Source organism: Deinococcus misasensis DSM 22328 (genome assembly GCF_000745915.1).
Lineage (GTDB): Bacteria > Deinococcota > Deinococci > Deinococcales > Deinococcaceae > Deinococcus_C > Deinococcus_C misasensis.
The window spans coordinates 1-18,594 of the sequence record NZ_JQKG01000021.1 but is presented as its reverse complement, the minus strand read 5'-3'; the positions used below and the strand labels follow the sequence as shown (position 1 = coordinate 18,594).

Below are 18,594 nucleotides of genomic sequence, written 5' to 3'. Positions count from 1 at the left end.
GGGTTGACTTGGATTGCAAGGGTTGATGCAAGGGAATTCCAGAACCTGTACCGTTTTCTGGGATCAGGGTTCTACAATGAACCCATGCGCCAACCTGACCTTCTGGGCCGTGAAAAAGACCTCAGCAGCATTGTGGACCTGCTGGGTCGCCCGGAAACGGCCCTCATCACCTTGACTGGACCCGGAGGGGTGGGCAAAACCAGCCTCGCTCTGGGGGTGATGCATCTGGTGAAGGACCACTTCGATGGTGGGGTGTTTTTTGTGGACCTGACGCCCCTGCAAAACCCCACTCAGGTGATGGAACAAGTGGCGAGCGCTCTGGGGCTCCAGAGGACCGGTCTGGACCGTGGGCAGGACCTGTTGGACCTGCTGTGCCTGTCTTTGAAAGACCAGCAGGTGCTCCTGGTGCTGGACAATTTTGAGCATCTGCTGGAAGCTGCCCGAGACCTTTCTGGCTTGCTGGAAAAGCTGCCTGACCTGACTGTTTTGGTGACCAGCCGTTCCCCCCTCAGAATCCGCAGAGAGCAGGAATTTGCTTTGGGGATGCTGGAAGTGACTCCGGCAGTGCAAGTGTTTGTCCAGCAAGCCCGGAAAGTCTTCCCCCAATTCAGCCTCACCCCTGAAAACACCGAAGTGTTGACCCAGATCTGCGTGCATCTTGAGGGGTTGCCTCTGGCGATAGAACTGGCTGCAGCACGCATCCGGTTGCTTTCTCTGGAAGGGATTTTGCAGGGACTCACCGATCCACTCGCATTGCTTGTGGGCGGAGGAAGGGACTTCCCAGAGCGGCACCTGACTTTGCGAGGCACATTGGAGTGGAGTTTCAGGTTGCTGGACCCTCTGGCCCAGCAGGTGTTCAGCCGTCTGGCGGTGTTTCATGGCGGATGGACCTTGCAAGCTGCCCTTGAAGTGTGTGCATGCACCGAAGATGAGGACGTGCTCGGGGCTTTGTCAATCCTGCTGGAAAGCAGTCTGATCCGACAAGAGGGCATGGATCCTGCTGACCCGGAAACCAAGCCCCGTTTTTCCATGCTTGAAACCGTTCGGGCATATGCTGCAGAACTGTTTGCTCTGGACCCGCAGGCCCAGAGGGTCAGGCAAAACCACGCCCACTTCCTGCTGGACTTGTGTGCTCAGGCCGCTCCCCACCTGAAGGGACCAGAGCAGGCCCGGTGGTTGTCCCTGCTGGACCGGGAGCAGCAAAACCTGATGGCTGCCCTGCGTTTCCTGATGGACACCGGTCAATCCGATGATGCGGCCCTGTTCTGTGAACATCTGGGCTGGTCGTGGCTCATTCGCATGGACCCTGCCCATGATTCGGTGGTGGTGGAATTGCTGGCCTCAGACCGCTTTTTCACGGAGTTCAGCCGCCTGAAGGTGCTGCTGGTGCGCCTGACGCAGGATTGGCGACGGGGCACTCTGGATGTGGAGGCCTGCGCCGAAGGGGTGAGGCAAGCCCAGAACCACCCCACCCTGCAGGCCCCTCTGCTGTTGATGCTGGGGATTGCCCGAATGTCCAGCGATCCCTTGCTGGCACTGGAGCATTTTCAAGAGGGCTTCAAGGTGGCAGAGCAGCAAGAGGACCTCTGGCTGACCACCACCTTGCTGCAAATGAAAGGTCAAGCCCTGCTGCTTTTGGGCCGACTGGAGCTTTTTGAACAGCACAGTGCTCTGGCCTCTGGGCTCTGTGAAGGGCTGGGAGACCTGACGTTGATGGGCTGGGATGGTTTGCAACAGGTCCAGTGTGTGGTGCTGAAAAACCCTGAGCAGGCCCACGAGCATCTGAAGGCATTGTGGCCTGTGGTCAGGAGCACCAGAGATCCAGCCCTTTTGGCAGACCTGCTGGAAACCGCTGCTGCCCTGTCAGCCGTGTGCCGTGCGCCCCTGCAAGCTGCCCGTTTGCTGGGGGCTGCACAGGCCATCCGTGAAAAACACCAGATCACCGCCAGTTTTGCCAGCCTGCTTTTCAGGAACCACCTGTCTGGTCTGCCAGAGGCTCTGGGCAAGCTGGAACATCAAAAAGCCCTGCAGGCAGGGGCCACCCTGAACCTTCAGGAACTGGATGCTGTGGTGGGGTTGGCTCAGCCTCCGGGGGGCAGCAAACGCAACCCCCTCACCGACCTGACCCCCAGAGAACAGGAAGTGCTTCAAGCCCTTGCATCTGGTTTGAGCAACAAAGGGGTGGCAGCCCAACTGGGGATTGGGGTGTACACCGTGGGGGCCCATGTGCGCTCGATTTTCTCCAAATTGCAGGTGTCCAACCGGGCGTCTGCCACCCGCCATGCGCTGGAACACGGCCTGCTCTGAAGGTCACCCCCCTCAAATGAACGATGCGCCCTCTTGGTGGACCCCTTTAAACTCTGGGCATGAAAACATTGGATTTGAAAACAGGGGCAGCATGGGGATTGCGGGCAGTGCTGGTGATCGTGGGTCTGATCATTGTCTTTCTGGGTGCAGATGTTGGTTTTGGTGGCCTGAGGACCCTGGGATGGCAGGGGGTAGAGCCTTACTTCACGGTCACCCAGGACCCTGTCTACCAGGTGCAGGACAGCCACATGCGCTTTTTTGGTGGGCTTTTTGTGGCAGTGGGTGTTTTTGTGATCTGGGCTGCAGGTCACCTCAGACAGCAACAGTCTGCCCTGAAGTTGGTGTTTGTGGTGGTGTTCTTCGGAGGTCTGGCCCGCTTTTCACAGTTGCGTCCAGATGTGGTGTTTGGACCTCAGGTGGTGGGTGCTCTGGGGGCAGAACTCCTCTTGATGCCGGTGCTGTTTTTCTGGCTGAACTGGGTGTTGAACACTTCTGAAAGCATTGTGAATAAGCAGGGCATTCAGGCTGGGTCCTGAGTTGGCCCTTGCAGCCGAAACGGTGCCCGGAGGTGCTTTCCCGGGCACCATTTTTGTGGGGTTCAGTGGTACTGGGCGAGCTGAACCAGATTCCCACAGGTGTCATCGAACACGGCTGTGGTCACCGGGCCAAGGTGGACGGGGGGCTGTGTGAAGTGCACCCCTGCCTTGGTCAGTCGGTCGTGCTCGGCTTGCACGTCCTGAACGGCCAGAGAAAGGTAAGGGATACCGTCTTCTGCCAGGGCCTGTTTGAAAGGCAGCACCGCCGGGTGTCCCTCGGGTTCGAGCAGCAGTTCCAGACCCTCCGGGGACTCTGGAGACACCACCGTGAGCCAGCGGTAAGCCCCGGCAGGAACATCGGTTTTTTTCTGGAATCCCAGGACCTTGGTGTAGAACTCCAGGGCTTTTTGCTGGTCGCTGACAAAGATGCTGGTCACTGCAATTTTCATGGTTGTTCCTCCTGTGGCGGGGGGGCCGCTTTCAGCCACCGCTCAACGATGTGGTTGAGGGGCTCGGTGTTCAGGTGGTGGTGTTTGTACCTGCCTTGCCGTCGGACCGTGAGAAGTCCCACCTCTTCCAGCACGTCCAGATGTTGAGAAACAGCCTGCCGGGTCAAAGTGAAGTGGGTGGAAAGCCGTCCACACAGCTCAAACAGGGTCTGGCCATCTCTTTCATGCAGTGCATCCAGAATGGCCCGCCGGGCAGGGGTGGCGAGGGCTTCAAAGAGGTCGGGCACCCCCTGAGTATAGGCAAGTCATGACTTGCCTGTCAAGGTGACTTTGATCCTTGAGTCCAGGTGGCAGACGTTCTGGAGAAAGGGGCAAAATGACCCGGCTGGCAGGGATGCAAATGCAGGTGGAAGTTTGGTTGGGGGGCGTGTGCACAGGTGTGCTGTGATGGCATGGAAGGCACTTCGGCATTTTCTTTTCAATTTCTGGAAAGTTTTGCTGTCTTGAAAGGTTGCGCAAGTGGCCTGACAGACAATGGGAAAGTCGATGAATGTAAGCGCATTCAAAACATGAAATCCTGTCCTGCAACTTCAGAGAAACCATTCTGACCGCAGCACACATGTTGCTGTGAAACCGCTTGTTCGCTTTTCCACACAATAAAATTTCCCATGAAAGCACAAAAAAATGGGTTTGTTCGACCCCAGAGACAGGCAACAACATGGGGTTTTTCAGGCCCTGCATCTTACAGAGTGGAAGTCATCTTGACGAAAGCAGTGCAGGTGCAGGGAATGCTGTTGCCTTGGGGCCAGCCTGCTTTCCATGCAGAGGTGGACAATTTTTCAAGACCAGATTCTCTTGTTCTGGAAAGACAATTGGCGTTTTGAACGGGGTACAACCATGCTTTCAATTTGACTTGACAGCCTGTTCACTTTGCAGTACATTCGCTTTACGCCACAACTGAACCGGACGGTTTTCACTGTCCAGTATGGTTTTCATTTTGAGCATTTGTCTGCCCTGTCAGGGGTTGTTTTCTGATGTGCCAAGCCTGTCAGAAAACAGCGACCTCAGGGACAGGCGTGCACCAACCAAAGGAGTGTTTCATGAACAAACCCCGTGCCCTGGCCCTGCTCTCCATCTCTCTGGCCGTCCTCACTGCTTGCAGCACCACCAGCGTGCCAATTGCGCAAGAGCCTTCTGTTACCCCAGGCGCCATTCGGCCCCAATCCAGCACCGCAGTGGATGTGTGGGTGACCCACCCTGACCGCAGCCGCCTGATTTCCTGGGATGGCACCAAAAACTTTGTGAACGATGGCAATGTCACGGCCTCCACCCTCACCATCAATGAAGGCCAGACCTTCCAGACCATGGAAGGTTTCGGGGCGTCCCTCACAGACAGCGCAGGCTGGCTGATGTGGTACAGAATGAGTGCCGCCCAGCGCAACAACCTGATCCAGAGCCTGTTCGGCTTCAACGACGGAAACGCCGGGATCAGCTTCCTGAGGATTCCTCTGGGTGGCAGTGACATGGCCGTGACACACTACACCTACAACGATGGCACGGCAGATCCCAGCCTGTCCCGTTTCTCCATCGGGCATGACCTGACTTACATCGTGCCGATTGCCAGACAGGCCAAAACCATCAACAGCAGCATCCGCTACATGGGCACCCCCTGGAGCCCTCCAGCATGGATGAAAGACTCTGGCAGCCTGAATTACGGCAAGTTGAAGCCCGAGTATTACCAGACCTACGCCAACTACCTCAAGAAAACCTACGATGCTTACAATGCGCAGGGCATCAGGTTCAATTACATGTCGGTGCAGAACGAGCCCCGTTTTGAACCCGGTTTGGATCCAGACCCTGCCAAGCGTTACCCGGGCACCAAGTATGAGTGGTACGACGAACTCAATCTGGTGCGCTACAATGTGGCTCCCACATTCAACGGCACTGGAGTGAAATTCCTTACCTTGGACCACAACTGGGACCTCGGTTGGTATGCAGATGCGGTGCTCAGAGAAGGCTCTGCGTACTATGAAGGCTCCGCCTGGCACTGCTATGCCGGAGACACCTCCACCATGGTCTCCACCACGACTTACTTCCGCAACACCTACCCCAACAAAGGGATTTTCTTCACCGAATGCTCGGGGACATTTGAACACAACAACTTTGGCGACAACCTGAAGTGGAACATGCAGAACCTGTTCATCGGAGGCACCAAAAACGGGGCGAAGACGGTGGCGCTCTGGAGCCTTGCACAGGACCCTTACGGCAACCCCCATCTGGGTGGATGCGGCAACTGCCGTGGGGTGGTCACCATCAACCAGTCCAATGGCGCAGTGACTTTGAATGAAGAATTCTATTCCATTGCCCACTTTGCTCGTTTTGTGTGGCCCGGAGCAGTCCGGATTGGCAGCACCGACTCCAGCGACGGCAAATTCACCGGGGTGGCTTTCCGCAACACCAACGGCAGCAAAGCCCTGGTGGTCCTGAACCAGAGCAGCAGCACCGCCACCTTCAAGATGGTCTGGAACGGCAAATCGATCCAGCAGACTTTGCCTGCCAAAGGGGTGGCCACGGTTTTCTGGTGAGCTTTCCTGTTTGAGCGTCAACCTGCATCCAAAGATGCAGGTTTTTTCTTGCCCTTCAGTGTGGATCGGAAGCATCCACGGCTTGCTGGGTGGGATGGATCATGCACCTTCGCCTGCAAAGCTTTTGTTTTTTGTCCAGAGTCAGGGCAAAATTTCACAGAATGGAATTTTGCATGGACTTGTTCAAAAAATGTAAGCGCATTCAAATCTGGAATGCGGAGTCCCAGATGCCGGTTCATCCGGTCTGGAGCACCGGGCCAGTGGGCTTTTCAGGCAAGCGCTTGCCTCTTGACCCACCCGATGGACTCGGGTAGGGTAGAGACAACCCCCATGAAAGAGAACGTCACCCTCGAACACGTCGCCCGCAAAGCAGGGGTGTCCACCGCCACCGTTTCCAGAATCATCAACGGCACAGGCAAGGTCAGCGAAGAACGCCGTCAGGCGGTGCTCAAAGCCATTGAGGAGGTGGGTTACAGCCCAAATTCTCTGGCCCAGACACTGGTGAAAGGCCAGAGCATGACCATCGGGGTGATCACCCAGGACATCAGTTCTCCGTTTTACGGCAGGATCCTCAAGGGCATCGAGCAGGGCTTGCAGGGCACCCATTACCATCCGATCATTGTTTCGGAGGAGTGGCGCATCGACCAGCACTATCAGGCCATCGACCACCTGATGTCCCGACGCGTGGACGCCATCATCGTGCTGGACAGCGATCCCCGCACCGAGCAGGTGTTGCAGGCTGCCCGCCATGTCCCTGTGGTGGTGGTGGGCAGAGAAGTTCCAGGACATGAAAAACACTGCATTTACATCGACAATTTCCGGGGTGGGCATCTGGCCACCAAACACCTGATTGCTCTGGGCCACCAGCACATCGTGCACCTTGCCGGACCAGACGACCACATCGATGCCCGTGACCGGGAGGCAGGGTACCGTGAGGCCCTTCAGGAAGCCGGGTTGCCTGTTCAGGAAGATCTGGTGGTCAAGGGATACTTCAACGAGAAAGACGCTCTGGACGCCACCGAAAGGCTGCTGGCCAGTGAGGTGCACTTCACAGCCATCTTTGCTGGCAACGATCAGGCCGCAGAAGGGGCGCAACTTGCGCTTTACCGTCAGGGTTTGCGGGTCCCACAGGACGTTTCGGTGGTGGGTTTTGATGATTTGCCTTCCAGTGCTTACAGCCGTCCTCCGCTCACCACCATTCACCAACCGACTCTGGAAATGGGAAAAGTGACTGTTCAGGGGGTGCTGGACATGCTCTCTGGCCGGGAATTCGTTTCACCAGAGTTCTCGGTGCGTCTGGTGCTCAGGGAGTCCACCTGTCCACCCAGAGGAAAGTGAACCCAAAGGGGTGGTTTTTGACTGCTTCGGTTTCTGAACAAGGTTGATCCCACTCAAAAAGTTGATTCTGTACGCATTTGTAAAGCCTTACAAGCTTGGTCAATTGAGGAGCCTTATGGCCTTCCTCGGCCTTCGAGGGAAGGAAAGAGTTGTACGGAGGGATGATGTTCTTGAAGGCCCTTGTGGTGCCTTGTGGTGCTTGTCAGGCGTGTTGGACAGAGTGGGGCGGGTTCTGTTTGAGGCAAGAAGAAAAAATGCATTTCAGGCAGGAGTGATCATCAAAGTTCTGATTTTGTAAAGCCTTACATGGATTTGAACGTTGATGGTCCTCAATCCATGTTCTGTGGCGGAACTGGAGCCAAGCATTTGGGTTCTGCAATGGAAAGCTGTTTCAAACAGTGGATTTGGTTGCAGCAGAGAAATCTTTGGTGGCGCAAACGGTTTGGCGGTTTCTGGGATGGGTGGGAAGAGGGAGAATCGACCTCTGTTTCTTTCAGAATTGTAAATTGTTTGTATGGAACGCTGGATTTTGCATCGAATTTGTCATGTCAATCAAAAATGTAGGCGCGTACATTTTTTATATCTGAACCCAGTATAAATTTCTGGTTTTTTTGTGGAAGAGGAGCGCAAACCCACCTTCAGACCCCCTTCAGTTGTTCATTCAGTGAATTGACTTCGCTTTTGGGCGGTGTTACAGTATGCCCATCAAAACCAACCCCCAAAAAAACCTCAGGGAGGTGAAACAACCATGACCGTGCTGAAAGGAGACCAGAGCACCACCCGTCTTCTCAACCGCCGCCTGATCCTCAACCACATCCGCAAAAACGGCGCGTCCAGTCGCGGTCAACTCAGCGAACACACCGGACTCAGTCCTGCAGCCATCACTGCCGTCACCACCGAACTTTTGCAAGAAGAACTCCTCACCGAAGTGGGCCACAAACGCCCGGTTCCCCTCGACATCCACTACAAAAAACACCATGCCATTGGTGTCAAATTGCTTGAGGACCGGCTGGAAGGGGTGCTCACCGACCTCTCCACCCAGGTGATCCAGGAGATCACCCTGGATTTGCCCAACCACGATCCCCTGACCGTGGCCCGCGCCATTCACCATCTGCAAACCCAGCTCTCCATCCTCACCAACACCCCTTTTGAGCGCATTGTCGGCATCGGACTGGGCCTGCCCGGCCTGATCGATGCTGAACGTGGGGTTTGCATCAAATCCGCACGCTTCGGCTGGCTGGACATCTCCCTCAGCTCCTTGATCAGCCAGCACACCCAACTCCCCGTGTGGGTGGACAATGATGTCAACGCTTACACCACCGCTGAACGCCTGTACGGACAGGCCCGGCACCTCTCCCACTTCATTGTCGTCAGCATCGGCAGAGGGATTGGCAGCGGCATCGTCATCGACAACAAAATCCACCGCGGCTTGCACGGGGCTGCTGGAGAATTCGGGCACACCCTCGTCCAGAGGAACGGGCGACCCTGTGAATGTGGTCGCCTCGGGTGCCTCGAAGCCTACACCAGCGAAAAAGCCATTCTGGAACACTACCAATCCCTCACTGGCATGCAGAGGGGTGCCAACATCACCGGACTGGTCCGACTGGCCGAAAACGGCCATGAAGCCGCCAGTGAAGTGCTCGCTGAAGCCGGAAAGCGCCTCGGGGAAGCCATCGCCTCTTACGTGAACCTGCTGGCCCCCCAGCAAGTCATCCTGTGCGGTGAAGGCACCGCGTGGGGAGAGCCTTTCTTCCGACCCATGCGGGAAGCCTACCAGCAAGGGGTGTACGCCGAAGACGCCCTCCACCTCCCCATCACTGTGGTTGAACACCGGCCTGATGCATGGACCCGCGGGGCGGCCAGCCTCGCTGTGGAGCACTTTTTCGATTTCGAGTCCAGCAAAGCCGAAATCACCCCCAGATCCGGGTAACCCCTAAAAAACCTTTTCCTCAGGCAGGCCCAACCGGGTGCTGCCCCGGGCAAACACGCCCCAAACCCGAGCACTTCAATCCAGATCCCCAAACAGACAGGATGCCCCCTTCCTGTCGAAGGAGTCACGCATGAAAAAAGTTGCTGCAACCCTCATCACCCTCGGCCTTTCCACCGCTTTTGCCCAGAACGTCACAGGAAAAATCGACTTCTGGGTGTACCAGCCCGAGCACGGGGCCATGGGCGTTTTGACCGGCCTGAAAGCTGAATTCGAAAAACTGCACCCCGGCACCACCATCAACATCGTTCCGGTGCCCAAAGACGACTTCAACACCAAAATCAACACCGCCATTGCAGCAGGAAACGCCCCTGACGCCTCCTACCTCGATCAGCCTCTGGTGGCCCGTTTCGCTTCTGACAAACTGCTGGACGCCATGCCTGCCAAACTAATCAACAAAGCCGATTACTACCGCGGTGCCCTCAACACCAACATGGTGGGATCCAAACTGTACGGCTTGCCCCTCTCCCAGACCACCGTTGCTTTGTACTACAACAAGGATCTGGTGCCCAACCCCCCAAAAACCTGGAATGAACTGCTGGCCGTGGCCAAAAAAGTGTACGATCCCCAGAAGAAAATTGCCGCTTTCGCTGTGCCCAGAGGGGACGGCTGGGGCGCATGGCTGTTCCCCGGTTTCGTGGCCACCGCAGGCGGCAAGATGCTCGATGCCAAAACCAAAACCGTTTCCTTCGGAGAGCAACCCGCCATTGACGCCCTGAACCTCTGGAAGGACCTGCTGGCTTACTCCCCCCGCATGATCACCGACAGCCAGAACGCCTTCCAGACCGGACGGGTCGCCATGATGATCAGCGGTCCATGGGAACTGAACGGACTGAGAACCAACTGGCCCAAACTCAACTTCGGGGTGGCGTTGATCCCCAAAGGCAAAGCCAACGGCAGCAACATCGGCGGGGACAACGCTGTGGTGTACGCCAAAGCCAAGAACAAAGCCCTCGCGTGGGAATGGCTGAAGTTCATCACCCAGCCCGAGCAGAACACCAAGCTGGCCACGCAAGTGATGGGCAACTTCCCCATCAACGTCAAAACCGCCAAAGGCGACTGGCTCAAAGGGGACAAGGACCTTGCCGTGTTCATTCAGCAAATGAAAACCGCGCAGGCCCGTCCTACCGTCAAAGACTGGATCAAAGTCAACGATGAAATTGTCGCCAAAGCCCTTGAAGAGGCCCTCGATGGAGGCGCAAGCGCCGAAAAAGCCCTCAAGGACGCTGCCAGCAAAGCCAAAACCGTCCTGGGCTGGTGATTTGCCCCCTGAACCCCTGTTTCCCCCTGTGCTGAACGATTGAACCCACCCGGGCGGAGGGACCCCCCTCCGCCCAAATGCACCCCAGAGGACACCATGACTGTGAACTCCAAAACCTCCAGAAAGCCAAGCTCAAAACCGTGGCTTGGCAGACACCAGAACATCGATGGCCTGACAGGACTGCTTTTTGTGCTGCCGGTCCTGATTTACTTCGTGGTGTTCCTGCTGTACCCCACCGTCGCCGCACTGTATTACAGTTTCACCCACTGGGACATGCGCACCGAACCGGTGTGGGTGGGCCTGCAAAACTATCAGGAACTCCTCTCCGACCGCACCAAGTATCCATACTTCTGGCATTCCATGATGGTCACCGCCAAATACACCCTGATCGCTGTCCCTCTGGGACTGATCACCGCTCTGGGTCTGGCCCTTTTGGTGGACGCTGCCCCCAGAGGCAAACGTTTCTTTCAGGCGGCCTTTTACCTGCCGGTCATCACTGCTGAAGCGGCTGTGGCCACCGTGTGGCGCTGGCTGTACGACCCCCTTTACGGGCTTTTCAACGCTGGACTCGAAAAAGTCGGTTTGCCCGGACAGAACTGGTTGGGACAGCCGGATCTGGTGTTGCCTGCTCTGGCGATCATCTCGGCATGGCAGTCGGGCTCAGCGATGCTGATTTTCATGTCCGGCCTGAAAAGCATCCCCAGAGAAACCTACGAAGCTGCCGCCATTGACGGCGCAGACGGCTGGAAGAGCTTCCTGCACGTCACCCTGCCGATGTTGCGCCCCACCACCTTCTACCTTTCTGTCACCGGACTGATCGGTGCTTTTCAGGTGTTCGGGGTGGTGTATGTGCTGTTTGGGGCAGCCGGAGGCGGACTGGGCGGACCCCAGCAGTCGGGCCTGACTTACGTGCTTTCCCTGTACAACCACGCCTTCCGCTACAACGACATGGGTGCAGCGAGCGCCATGTCCTTCCTGCTCTTCGTGGTCATCTTCATCATCACCTTCTTGCAGTTCCGCTTTTTGCCCCAACGCCAGAGCTGAACCACCCCCACGGCAGCGGAGGACCCCATGATCCATGAAATCCGAAACCAGAAGAAAAAAACCACCCCCCAGGCCCAGAAACGCCGCCTCTTGCAGGTGGTGCTGTTCGCCCTCCTCCTCGTGATCACCCTCATCATGGTGTCACCCTTCGTGTGGATGGTCTCCACCGCCCTCAAGCACCCTCAAGATGTGTTCTCTGCGGTGCCCCAATTCCTGCCCACCGATCAAGCCACCGGGAAAATCTACGCCACATTTGACAACTTCACACAGGTGCTGGAAACCAGTGGCCTCAAAAAAGCCTTTGTGAACAGCCTCGTGGTGGTGCTGGTGGTGGTGCCCCTCAAAGTGTTCCTTGCAGCCCTCGCGGGTTACGCCTTTGCCCGCATTCCCTTCTGGGGCCGCGATCAACTGTTCATGGTGCTGCTGTCCACCATGATGATTCCGTGGGTGGCCCTGCTGGTCCCCCGCCTTTTGGTCACCAAATCGCTCGGGATGTACGACTCTTTGTGGGGCCTGATCGTGCCGATGTGCATCTCGGTGTTCGATGTGTTTCTGATGCGCCAGTACTTCATGTCGCAACCCAAAGAGCTGGAAGAAGCCGCCATGATGGATGGTGCGAGCCGCTTCACCACCTTCCTGCGGGTGAACCTGCCTCTGGCCCGCCCGGTGATTTCGGTGGTCGCCATCTCCGCCCTGATCTGGCACTGGAACGACCTGACCTGGCCTCTGGTGATCCTCTCCAGCCCCGAGAATTACACCGTTCCACTGGCTCTGGCCTTGCTGGCCAACAGCCGGGTGCCCCAGCCGAACCTGATCATGGCCGCCTCCGCGATTGCCACCATCCCGGTGATGGTGATGTTCCTGATTTTCCAGCGGCGCATCATCGACGGCATCGTGCTCTCCACGGGGAAAGACAGTTGAAAGCCTCAGCCTTTCTCCTCACTCTGGCCTTGCTTTACCCACAGGCGGGTGCCATGAACGGCGTGCAGGTGCTGCTGACCACCGGAGACCAGAGCCACCTGCTGACCCCAGAGCAACTCAACTTCACCCCTCAAGACCCCAACCTCACCACCACCATCGAAGTGAACAAAGAGGTCGAGTACCAGACCATGGAAGGGGTGGGTGCAGCCCTCACCGAATCCAGCGCCCACCTGATCCACTCGCTCAGCCCCGAAAAACAAAAAGAGGTGCTGGAGGGTTTCTTTGACCCCCAAAAAGGCATCGGCATGGATGTGGTGCGGCTCCCCATCGGGGCAAGTGACTTTGCTCTCGGGAATTACACCCACAACGACCTGCCGTGGGGGGAAACTGACCCTGAGCTGAAAAAGTTCAGCCTGCAAAGGGACCAGCAGGCGGTGATTCCCACCCTGCAACAGGCTCTGGGCATCAACAAGGACCTCACCGTGGTGGCCTCACCGTGGAGCGCCCCGGCGTGGATGAAAGTCGGCAACTCCCGCACCGCGGCAGATGGGCTTGGCAAAGGTCGCCTCAACCCAGAATTTGAAAGCAGCTACGCACAGTACTTCGTGAAATTCATTCAGGGTTACTGGGAAGCCGGGATTCCCATCCATCTGGTGACTGTGCAGAACGAACCACACCACGAAAGTTACGGCTACCCCACCATGCGCATGGAATTCGACCAGCAGGGGCGCTTTGTTTCGGAGCACCTGAGACCTGCACTGGATCAGGCGGGCCTGAAAACCGGAATTCTGGTGTGGGACCACAACTGGAATGAACCCGACTACCCTCTGGCGGTGCTCTCCAGCGAAAAAGTGCGCCAGAGTGTGGCGGGCACCGCATGGCACTGCTACGGCGGAGACGTCAGCAACCAGTCCATTGTGCACGACCGGTACCCGGAGCTCGGCACCTACTTCACCGAATGCTCGGGAGGGGAGTGGTCCCCGCAGTTCAGCAACAACCTGATGTGGACCACCCAGAACCTGCTGATCGGCGCGACCCGCAACTGGGCCAAAACGGTGTTGATGTGGAATCTGGCCCTCGACGAAGAACACGGCCCCACCAATGGAGGCTGCGGGAATTGCCGCGGGGTGATCACCCTGCACAAAGACGGCACCCTCGAAAAGAACGTGGAAACGTACCTGTTCTCCCATTACGGCAAGGTGGTGCGCAAAGGGGCCAAACGCATTGAGTCCACCACCAAGCCCGGCGAGTGGGAATCGGTGGCCTTCCAGAACCCTGACGGCTCTCTGGCCCTCATCGTGATGAACCCCCAGAACACTCCGCTCTCTTTCCAGGTGAATGCCGGACAGCATTTCCAGTACAGCCTTCCTGCACAGTCCGTGGCGACCTTCCACTGGCAGCCACCCTTATAAATCCATTCCAAGGAGCCTGACATGACCCTTTCACGTGACCTCTTTCCATCCACCTTCAAGTGGGGTTCTGCCACCTCAAGCCACCAGATTGAAGGGGCGGCCTTCGAAGACGGCAAAGGCCTCAGCATCTGGGACACCTTCTCCCACACCCCCGGCAAAATCAAAGGGGGAGACCACGCAGATGTGGCCTGCGACCACTACCACCGCTGGCAAGAAGACCTCGATTTGATGCAGGACCTGGGCCTCAACAGTTACCGCTTCTCCATCTCATGGCCAAGGGTGATTCCTGCCGGAACCGGAGCCGTGAACGCCAAGGGTCTGGATTTCTATGACCGTCTGGTGGACGGCTTGCTGCAAAGGAACCTCGAACCGTTCGTGACCCTCTACCACTGGGATTTGCCGCAAGCCCTGCAAGACCAGGGGGGATGGGTCTCCAGAGACACCGCTTACCACTTCGCGGATTATGCCCGCACCATGGCCGAAAAACTCGGGGACCGGGTCACGAACTGGATCACCCACAACGAACCGTTCTGCACCGCCATCATGGGTCACCTGTACGGCGCTCACGCCCCCGGCATTCAGGATTTGCACTCGGCCCTGCAAGCCCTGCACCACGTGTACCTGTCACACGGTCTTGCTGTGCCGGTGCTGCGCGAACACAGCCGACCTGACGCGCAAGTGGGCATCACCCTGAGCCTCCACCCGGTTTACCCGCACTCCGAACAGCCCAGAGACATCCTTGCAGCCAGACGCCACGACGGTTTCCGCAACCGCTGGTACCTCGATCCCCTGTACGGCAGAGGCTACCCGCAGGACGTGTGGGAGCGCTACGGCCAGCACGTGCCCGACGTGCAAGACGGCGACCTTGACACCATCAGCGCGAAACTGGATTTCCTCGGGGTGAATTACTACTTCCGGGAAGTGGTGGAAGACAGCCCCGGACATGGCCTGTTCGATGCCCGTGAAATCCACCTTGAGAACGTCAAACGCACCCACTTTGACTGGGAGGTGTTCCCTGAAGGCCTCACCGCGCTTCTGAAACGCATCCACGAGGATTACGCCCCAGAGAAAATCTACATCACCGAAAACGGAGCCACCTTCGAGGAAGAAATGGTGGATGGTCAAGTGGACGATGAGGACCGCAGGCAATTTCTGGAAGACCACATTCAAGAATGCCTGAACGTGGTCCAGGCTGGTGTTCCTCTGGAGGGTTACTTCGCGTGGAGTTTGCTCGACAATTTCGAATGGGCCGAAGGGTACGACAAACGTTTCGGGATGGTGCACGTGGACTTCTCCACCCAGCAGCGCACCCTCAAAACGTCCGGGAACTGGTACCGTGACTTTTTGCGGATTCCGGTGGAATCCTGAGGCGCCATGCCCAAAAAGACCACTCTGGCCGATGTGGCAGAGCGTGCTGGGGTTTCCCCCAGCACCGTGTCACGCATCATCAACGGCACCGCCCGGGTCACCCAGCAAACCCGACAGACCGTGCAGGAGGCCATTGTGGCCCTGTCCTACCAGCCCAATGTGAGTGCCAAAGGTCTGGTGCAGGGCAAAACCCTCACGGTGGGGGTGGTCACCCATGACCTTGGATGTCCCTACTTCGGTCCGGCCCTGCAAGGCCTGCAAGAAGCCCTGCAAGGCACCGAATACATGCCGATCTTTCTGGACGCCCACTGGGACAAACACCTTGAAGAGCGCGCCATCCAGCGCCTCTTGGGCAGGGTGGACGGCCTGATGGTGATGGGGGGACTGCTGGGCGAAACCCGCCTGCAACAGATTGCCCGCCAGATTCCCCTCATTGCACTGGGACGCAGCATCCCCGAGTTCGAGCACCAGTGCGTGCAGGTGGACCAGTACCACAGCACCCGGCAACTGATGGACCACCTGTTCTCCCTCGGGCACCAGAGGATCGTGCACATCAGTGGCCCACAAGGCCATGTGGACGGTCAAGAGCGGCTGCGGGCCTATCAGGACGCCATGCTCAATGAAGGTCTGAATGCAGACCCGGACTGGGTCTACACCGGAGATTTTCAGGAAGCCACCGGGCTGAAAGCCGTGCAGCACTGGCATGAACAGCACGTCCAGTACACCGCCCTTTTCGCGGCCAACGACCAGATGGCGCTCGGGGCAAGGCTGGCCCTGCATGAACTTGGGATACAGGTGCCCCACCAGGTGTCTCTGGTGGGCTTTGATGACACGGTGGCCGCTGCTTTCGCAGTTCCACCCCTCACCACCATCCGGCAACCCATGCATGAACTGGGACGCCGGGCTGGGCGTGCCCTTTTGCAACTCATGGAAGGCCGAGAAGTGCGTCTGGCCCGGGTGATGCCTGAACTGATGGTGCGGGCATCCACAGGTCCAGTTCCTAAAGCACCCTGACCTCTGGAGTCAGGTGCAACACTCCACAGGTCTGATTTGCCCTGTTCCCCAGAGGTCCCACACGCTCACTCTTACAGCAGCAAAACACCCCGCCCATCACATGGGCGGGGTGTTTTGGTTTTGGACCGGCCTGGGTCATCAAGGCTTTCTGTTTGACCAGAACGGTGGGACTTCAGTAACGCTTGCGGCCCTGTGGACGGCGGTTGCCACCATCGCGACCCGCATAGACACCTTCACGTGAACCCCCACGGTCGTTGTTGCCCCTGTAGCCACCACGGTCTCTGTCTTGACGGGGACCCCGGTCTTCACGCTGAGGAGCTTCGAACAACTCGGGCAGCTCCTGGGTTTTCACGACCTGCACCTGTTCATCCAGAGGGCTCAGGGCCAGCAGTTCTTCCACACGGTTGGTGGGGATGTCTGCCACTGCGCCACCTTCAAAGAGGCGCACCCTGCCCAGAGCGCGGGATTCGATGTTCAGGCTGCGGGCAATCAGGGCCACGGCTCTGGGAACACTCATGCGGGGAGCACGCAGGGTGACGGTCACGAAGTCTTCTTCGCCACTCAAGAGGCTGACGCCACGGGGCACTTCAGTCACGCCAGAAATGCGGGCAAGGGCTTTCGCCAGAATTTCGACGCCCATTTCAGCGAGCAGTTCCTGTGCCTGCGCCATGAACATGCCAGAGATTTCATCAGGAACGTTTTTGATCATGTTCGCCACATTGTGCATGTTGGAAGCGTTGACTTCCTGCTGGGTGGGGGGCTCAATCTTTTTGAATTGGGCTCCGGTGGCATTTTCCAGCTGGCGGATGGCGTACTGCTCTTTGGGGGTGTACATCACGATGGCCACACCATTGCGTCCGGCGCGTCCGGTGCGTCCAGAGCGGTGCACGTAAGACTCGTGGTCCTGAGGAATGTGGTACTGCACCACAACGTCCACTTCAGGAATGTCGAGGCCACGGGCAGCCACGTCGGTGGCGACCAGCACACGGGTGCGCCCACTGCGGAAGGCAGCCAGAGCGCGTTCACGTTGGGCTTGCGCGAGGTCGCCGTGCAGGCCTTCGGCTTCGATGCCACGGCCCACCAGTTCAAGGGCGAGTTCATCGGCTTCACGCTTGGTGCGGGTGAAGACAATGGCACGCTCGGGGTTGTACACGCTCAGCAGGTCTACAAGGATTTTGGTGCGGTTGCGTCCCACTTTGACTGCCATGTGGGCCACGGTCTGGGAAGCCTTGGAGGTGTTTTCACCAATCAAGTCCACGGTGACGGGGCTCTGCATGTAATTGCGGGCCAGTCGAATCACCGATGGGGTGAGGGTGGCGCTGAACAGCAACGTCTGGCGTTCCTCTGGGGTGTGGCGCAGGATGGTTTCCACTGCCTCTGCAAAGCCCACATTGAGCATTTCGTCTGCTTCATCCAGCACAGCAAACTGCACTTCATCCAGCACGAGGGTTTTGCGCTCCAGGTGGTCAATGATGCGTCCGGGGGTGCCCACCACGATGTCCACGCCACGGGTCAGGGCCTTTTCCTGAAGCACATAGCTGGATCCACCGTAAATGGTGGCGATGGAGAGCCCGGGGGCACTCTGGTTGAATTCTTCAGCGATTTGTTTGGCGAGTTCGCGGGTGGGGGCCAGCACCAGTGCGCGGGGAGCGCGACCATATTCTCTGCTGGGAGCCACACCTTCAATGATGGGAAGCGCAAAGGCAAGGGTTTTGCCAGTGCCCGTCCGGGCCCGTCCAATCACATCTTTCCCGTTGAGGGTGTGTGGGAGGCTTTCGGATTGGATGGGGCTGGGGGTGACGATGCCGCGAGCGGTCAAACGTACAATGACCTCGGATTGGAGGTCGAAATCGGTAAAAAGCATTCGGTTGTGTCCTTTCTTGGGTAAGTGCTTCCCCAAGAAAGCAAAGAAATCAAGGGACAATCTTACCCACTGCCTGACATGGCAACAGCTTCTGCTGTTACATCTTCTGGGCAACCTGTTAAGTATACACCATGGAACGCAGATGAGCAAGTGTCCCGGTGGGTGGCGGCAGGGGTGACGCACGTTAAGGCTGAAGGAGAAGCATCAGGAGGGTGGAGCGAAACTCATCACTCAACGCAGCTCGTTTCCTCTTGCGCTTCATTCCCCCTTTGGACGGTTCGCGATTCAGCAGATTCAACGCCATGTGCCGCAACACCGCTAGATTTTCTGGCCCATGATCCTTCGCATAACGGTGATCATCTTCCCCAAACACCACATCCAACATCCAGTGCAGCTTGTTTTCCACCTCCCAGTGCTGACGAACCGCTGCCAAGATCTGTTCAGGTCTACCTGCAAGGCTGCTCAGGTAAAAACGTCTCTCATGGCTGGTTTTCTCGTTGACGGTCCG

17 protein-coding genes are annotated in these 18,594 nt (G+C 57.6%); 13 read left to right on the top strand and 4 right to left on the bottom strand.

Features of this window, described 5'->3' with window-relative positions; translation table 11 throughout:
* The first annotated feature begins 84 nt into the window (after nucleotides 1-84).
* Both Q371_RS14280 and Q371_RS14275 read left to right on the top strand, forming a co-directional pair.
* A complete protein-coding gene (locus tag Q371_RS14280) occupies nucleotides 85-2,307 on the top strand; it encodes a LuxR C-terminal-related transcriptional regulator (protein ID WP_157442713.1) in 2,223 nt (740 codons plus the stop codon).
* Between the two features lie 59 nt (nucleotides 2,308-2,366).
* Complete coding sequence (locus Q371_RS14275) at nucleotides 2,367-2,843, top strand: DUF4345 domain-containing protein (RefSeq protein ID WP_034341712.1); 477 nt, start codon at nucleotides 2,367-2,369, stop codon at nucleotides 2,841-2,843.
* Nucleotides 2,844-2,905: 62 nt separating this feature from the next.
* On the opposite strand, the gene Q371_RS14270 is transcribed toward Q371_RS14275, so the two are convergent.
* Both Q371_RS14270 and Q371_RS14265 read right to left on the bottom strand, forming a co-directional pair.
* The gene (locus Q371_RS14270; protein WP_034341711.1) at nucleotides 2,906-3,292 is read right to left on the bottom strand and encodes a VOC family protein; all 387 of its coding nucleotides are present in this window, start codon (nucleotides 3,290-3,292) and stop codon (nucleotides 2,906-2,908) included.
* Entirely contained in the window at nucleotides 3,289-3,579 is a 291-nt protein-coding gene (locus Q371_RS14265; RefSeq protein ID WP_034341710.1) for an ArsR/SmtB family transcription factor, read from the bottom strand. Before Q371_RS14265 ends, Q371_RS14270 begins: the two co-directional genes overlap by 4 nt.
* Nucleotides 3,580-3,960: 381 nt before the next feature.
* Between Q371_RS14265 and Q371_RS14260 the strand changes: the two genes are divergently transcribed.
* The 11 genes from Q371_RS14260 (at nucleotide 3,961) to Q371_RS14205 (ending at nucleotide 16,222) form a co-directional block, all read left to right on the top strand.
* Nucleotides 3,961-4,176: a hypothetical protein gene (locus Q371_RS14260; RefSeq protein ID WP_034341709.1), complete on the top strand. Its 216-nt coding sequence runs from the start codon at nucleotides 3,961-3,963 to the stop codon at nucleotides 4,174-4,176.
* Between the two features lie 216 nt (nucleotides 4,177-4,392).
* On the top strand, nucleotides 4,393-5,877 hold the full coding sequence (locus Q371_RS14255) for a glycoside hydrolase family 30 protein (protein ID WP_034341708.1): 1,485 nt from the start codon (nucleotides 4,393-4,395) through the stop codon (nucleotides 5,875-5,877).
* A gap of 173 nt (nucleotides 5,878-6,050) precedes the next feature.
* Nucleotides 6,051-6,191 (top strand): hypothetical protein, encoded by a 141-nt coding sequence (locus tag Q371_RS27060; RefSeq protein WP_157442712.1) that lies wholly within the window; start codon nucleotides 6,051-6,053, stop codon nucleotides 6,189-6,191.
* Nucleotides 6,192-6,207: 16 nt separating this feature from the next.
* Nucleotides 6,208-7,215, top strand: a complete 1,008-nt coding sequence (locus Q371_RS14245) for a LacI family DNA-binding transcriptional regulator (protein ID WP_034341706.1) — start codon at nucleotides 6,208-6,210, stop codon at nucleotides 7,213-7,215.
* A 748-nt stretch (nucleotides 7,216-7,963) separates the two neighbouring features.
* Complete coding sequence (locus Q371_RS14235) at nucleotides 7,964-9,145, top strand: ROK family transcriptional regulator (RefSeq protein ID WP_034341704.1); 1,182 nt, start codon at nucleotides 7,964-7,966, stop codon at nucleotides 9,143-9,145.
* Nucleotides 9,146-9,275: 130 nt separating this feature from the next.
* Nucleotides 9,276-10,463 (top strand): ABC transporter substrate-binding protein, encoded by a 1,188-nt coding sequence (locus Q371_RS14230; RefSeq protein WP_034341703.1) that lies wholly within the window; start codon nucleotides 9,276-9,278, stop codon nucleotides 10,461-10,463.
* A 96-nt stretch (nucleotides 10,464-10,559) separates the two neighbouring features.
* On the top strand, nucleotides 10,560-11,507 hold the full coding sequence (locus tag Q371_RS14225) for a carbohydrate ABC transporter permease (protein WP_034341702.1): 948 nt from the start codon (nucleotides 10,560-10,562) through the stop codon (nucleotides 11,505-11,507).
* Nucleotides 11,508-11,534: 27 nt separating this feature from the next.
* Nucleotides 11,535-12,428 (top strand): carbohydrate ABC transporter permease, encoded by an 894-nt coding sequence (locus Q371_RS14220; protein ID WP_051964422.1) that lies wholly within the window; start codon nucleotides 11,535-11,537, stop codon nucleotides 12,426-12,428.
* Nucleotides 12,425-13,840 carry a glycoside hydrolase family 30 protein gene (locus Q371_RS14215; protein WP_034341701.1) on the top strand — a complete coding sequence of 472 codons (1,416 nt, stop codon included), beginning with the start codon at nucleotides 12,425-12,427 and terminating at the stop codon, nucleotides 13,838-13,840. The genes Q371_RS14220 and Q371_RS14215 overlap by 4 nt, the downstream gene beginning before the upstream one ends.
* A 21-nt stretch (nucleotides 13,841-13,861) precedes the next feature.
* Nucleotides 13,862-15,208, top strand: a complete 1,347-nt coding sequence (locus Q371_RS14210; protein ID WP_034341700.1) for a GH1 family beta-glucosidase — start codon at nucleotides 13,862-13,864, stop codon at nucleotides 15,206-15,208.
* Between the two features lie 6 nt (nucleotides 15,209-15,214).
* A complete protein-coding gene (locus tag Q371_RS14205; protein ID WP_034341699.1) occupies nucleotides 15,215-16,222 on the top strand; it encodes a LacI family DNA-binding transcriptional regulator in 1,008 nt (335 codons plus the stop codon).
* A gap of 172 nt (nucleotides 16,223-16,394) precedes the next feature.
* On the opposite strand, the gene Q371_RS14200 is transcribed toward Q371_RS14205, so the two are convergent.
* Entirely contained in the window at nucleotides 16,395-18,086 is a 1,692-nt protein-coding gene (locus Q371_RS14200) for a DEAD/DEAH box helicase (RefSeq protein ID WP_034341698.1), read from the bottom strand.
* Nucleotides 18,087-18,270: 184 nt separating this feature from the next.
* Nucleotides 18,271-18,594 (bottom strand): ISAs1 family transposase (locus Q371_RS14195; protein ID WP_034341697.1); only part of this gene is annotated, 324 nt, incomplete at its 5' end.

What these genes read in the sequence shown, in the direction of transcription:
- Q371_RS14280 (WP_157442713.1), top strand. Translation starts at nt 85, where the DNA reads ATGCGCCAACCTGACCTTCTGGGCCGTGAAAAAGACCTCAGCAGCATT.
- Q371_RS14275 (WP_034341712.1), top strand. Translation starts at nt 2,367, where the DNA reads ATGAAAACATTGGATTTGAAAACAGGGGCAGCATGGGGATTGCGGGCA.
- Q371_RS14270 (WP_034341711.1), bottom strand. Translation starts at nt 3,292, where the DNA reads ATGAAAATTGCAGTGACCAGCATCTTTGTCAGCGACCAGCAAAAAGCC.
- Q371_RS14260 (WP_034341709.1), top strand. Translation starts at nt 3,961, where the DNA reads ATGAAAGCACAAAAAAATGGGTTTGTTCGACCCCAGAGACAGGCAACA.
- Q371_RS14255 (WP_034341708.1), top strand. Translation starts at nt 4,393, where the DNA reads ATGAACAAACCCCGTGCCCTGGCCCTGCTCTCCATCTCTCTGGCCGTC.
- Q371_RS27060 (WP_157442712.1), top strand. Translation starts at nt 6,051, where the DNA reads ATGGACTTGTTCAAAAAATGTAAGCGCATTCAAATCTGGAATGCGGAG.
- Q371_RS14245 (WP_034341706.1), top strand. Translation starts at nt 6,208, where the DNA reads ATGAAAGAGAACGTCACCCTCGAACACGTCGCCCGCAAAGCAGGGGTG.
- Q371_RS14235 (WP_034341704.1), top strand. Translation starts at nt 7,964, where the DNA reads ATGACCGTGCTGAAAGGAGACCAGAGCACCACCCGTCTTCTCAACCGC.
- Q371_RS14230 (WP_034341703.1), top strand. Translation starts at nt 9,276, where the DNA reads ATGAAAAAAGTTGCTGCAACCCTCATCACCCTCGGCCTTTCCACCGCT.
- Q371_RS14225 (WP_034341702.1), top strand. Translation starts at nt 10,560, where the DNA reads ATGACTGTGAACTCCAAAACCTCCAGAAAGCCAAGCTCAAAACCGTGG.
- Q371_RS14220 (WP_051964422.1), top strand. Translation starts at nt 11,535, where the DNA reads ATGATCCATGAAATCCGAAACCAGAAGAAAAAAACCACCCCCCAGGCC.
- Q371_RS14210 (WP_034341700.1), top strand. Translation starts at nt 13,862, where the DNA reads ATGACCCTTTCACGTGACCTCTTTCCATCCACCTTCAAGTGGGGTTCT.
- Q371_RS14205 (WP_034341699.1), top strand. Translation starts at nt 15,215, where the DNA reads ATGCCCAAAAAGACCACTCTGGCCGATGTGGCAGAGCGTGCTGGGGTT.
- Q371_RS14200 (WP_034341698.1), bottom strand. Translation starts at nt 18,086, where the DNA reads ATGCTTTTTACCGATTTCGACCTCCAATCCGAGGTCATTGTACGTTTG.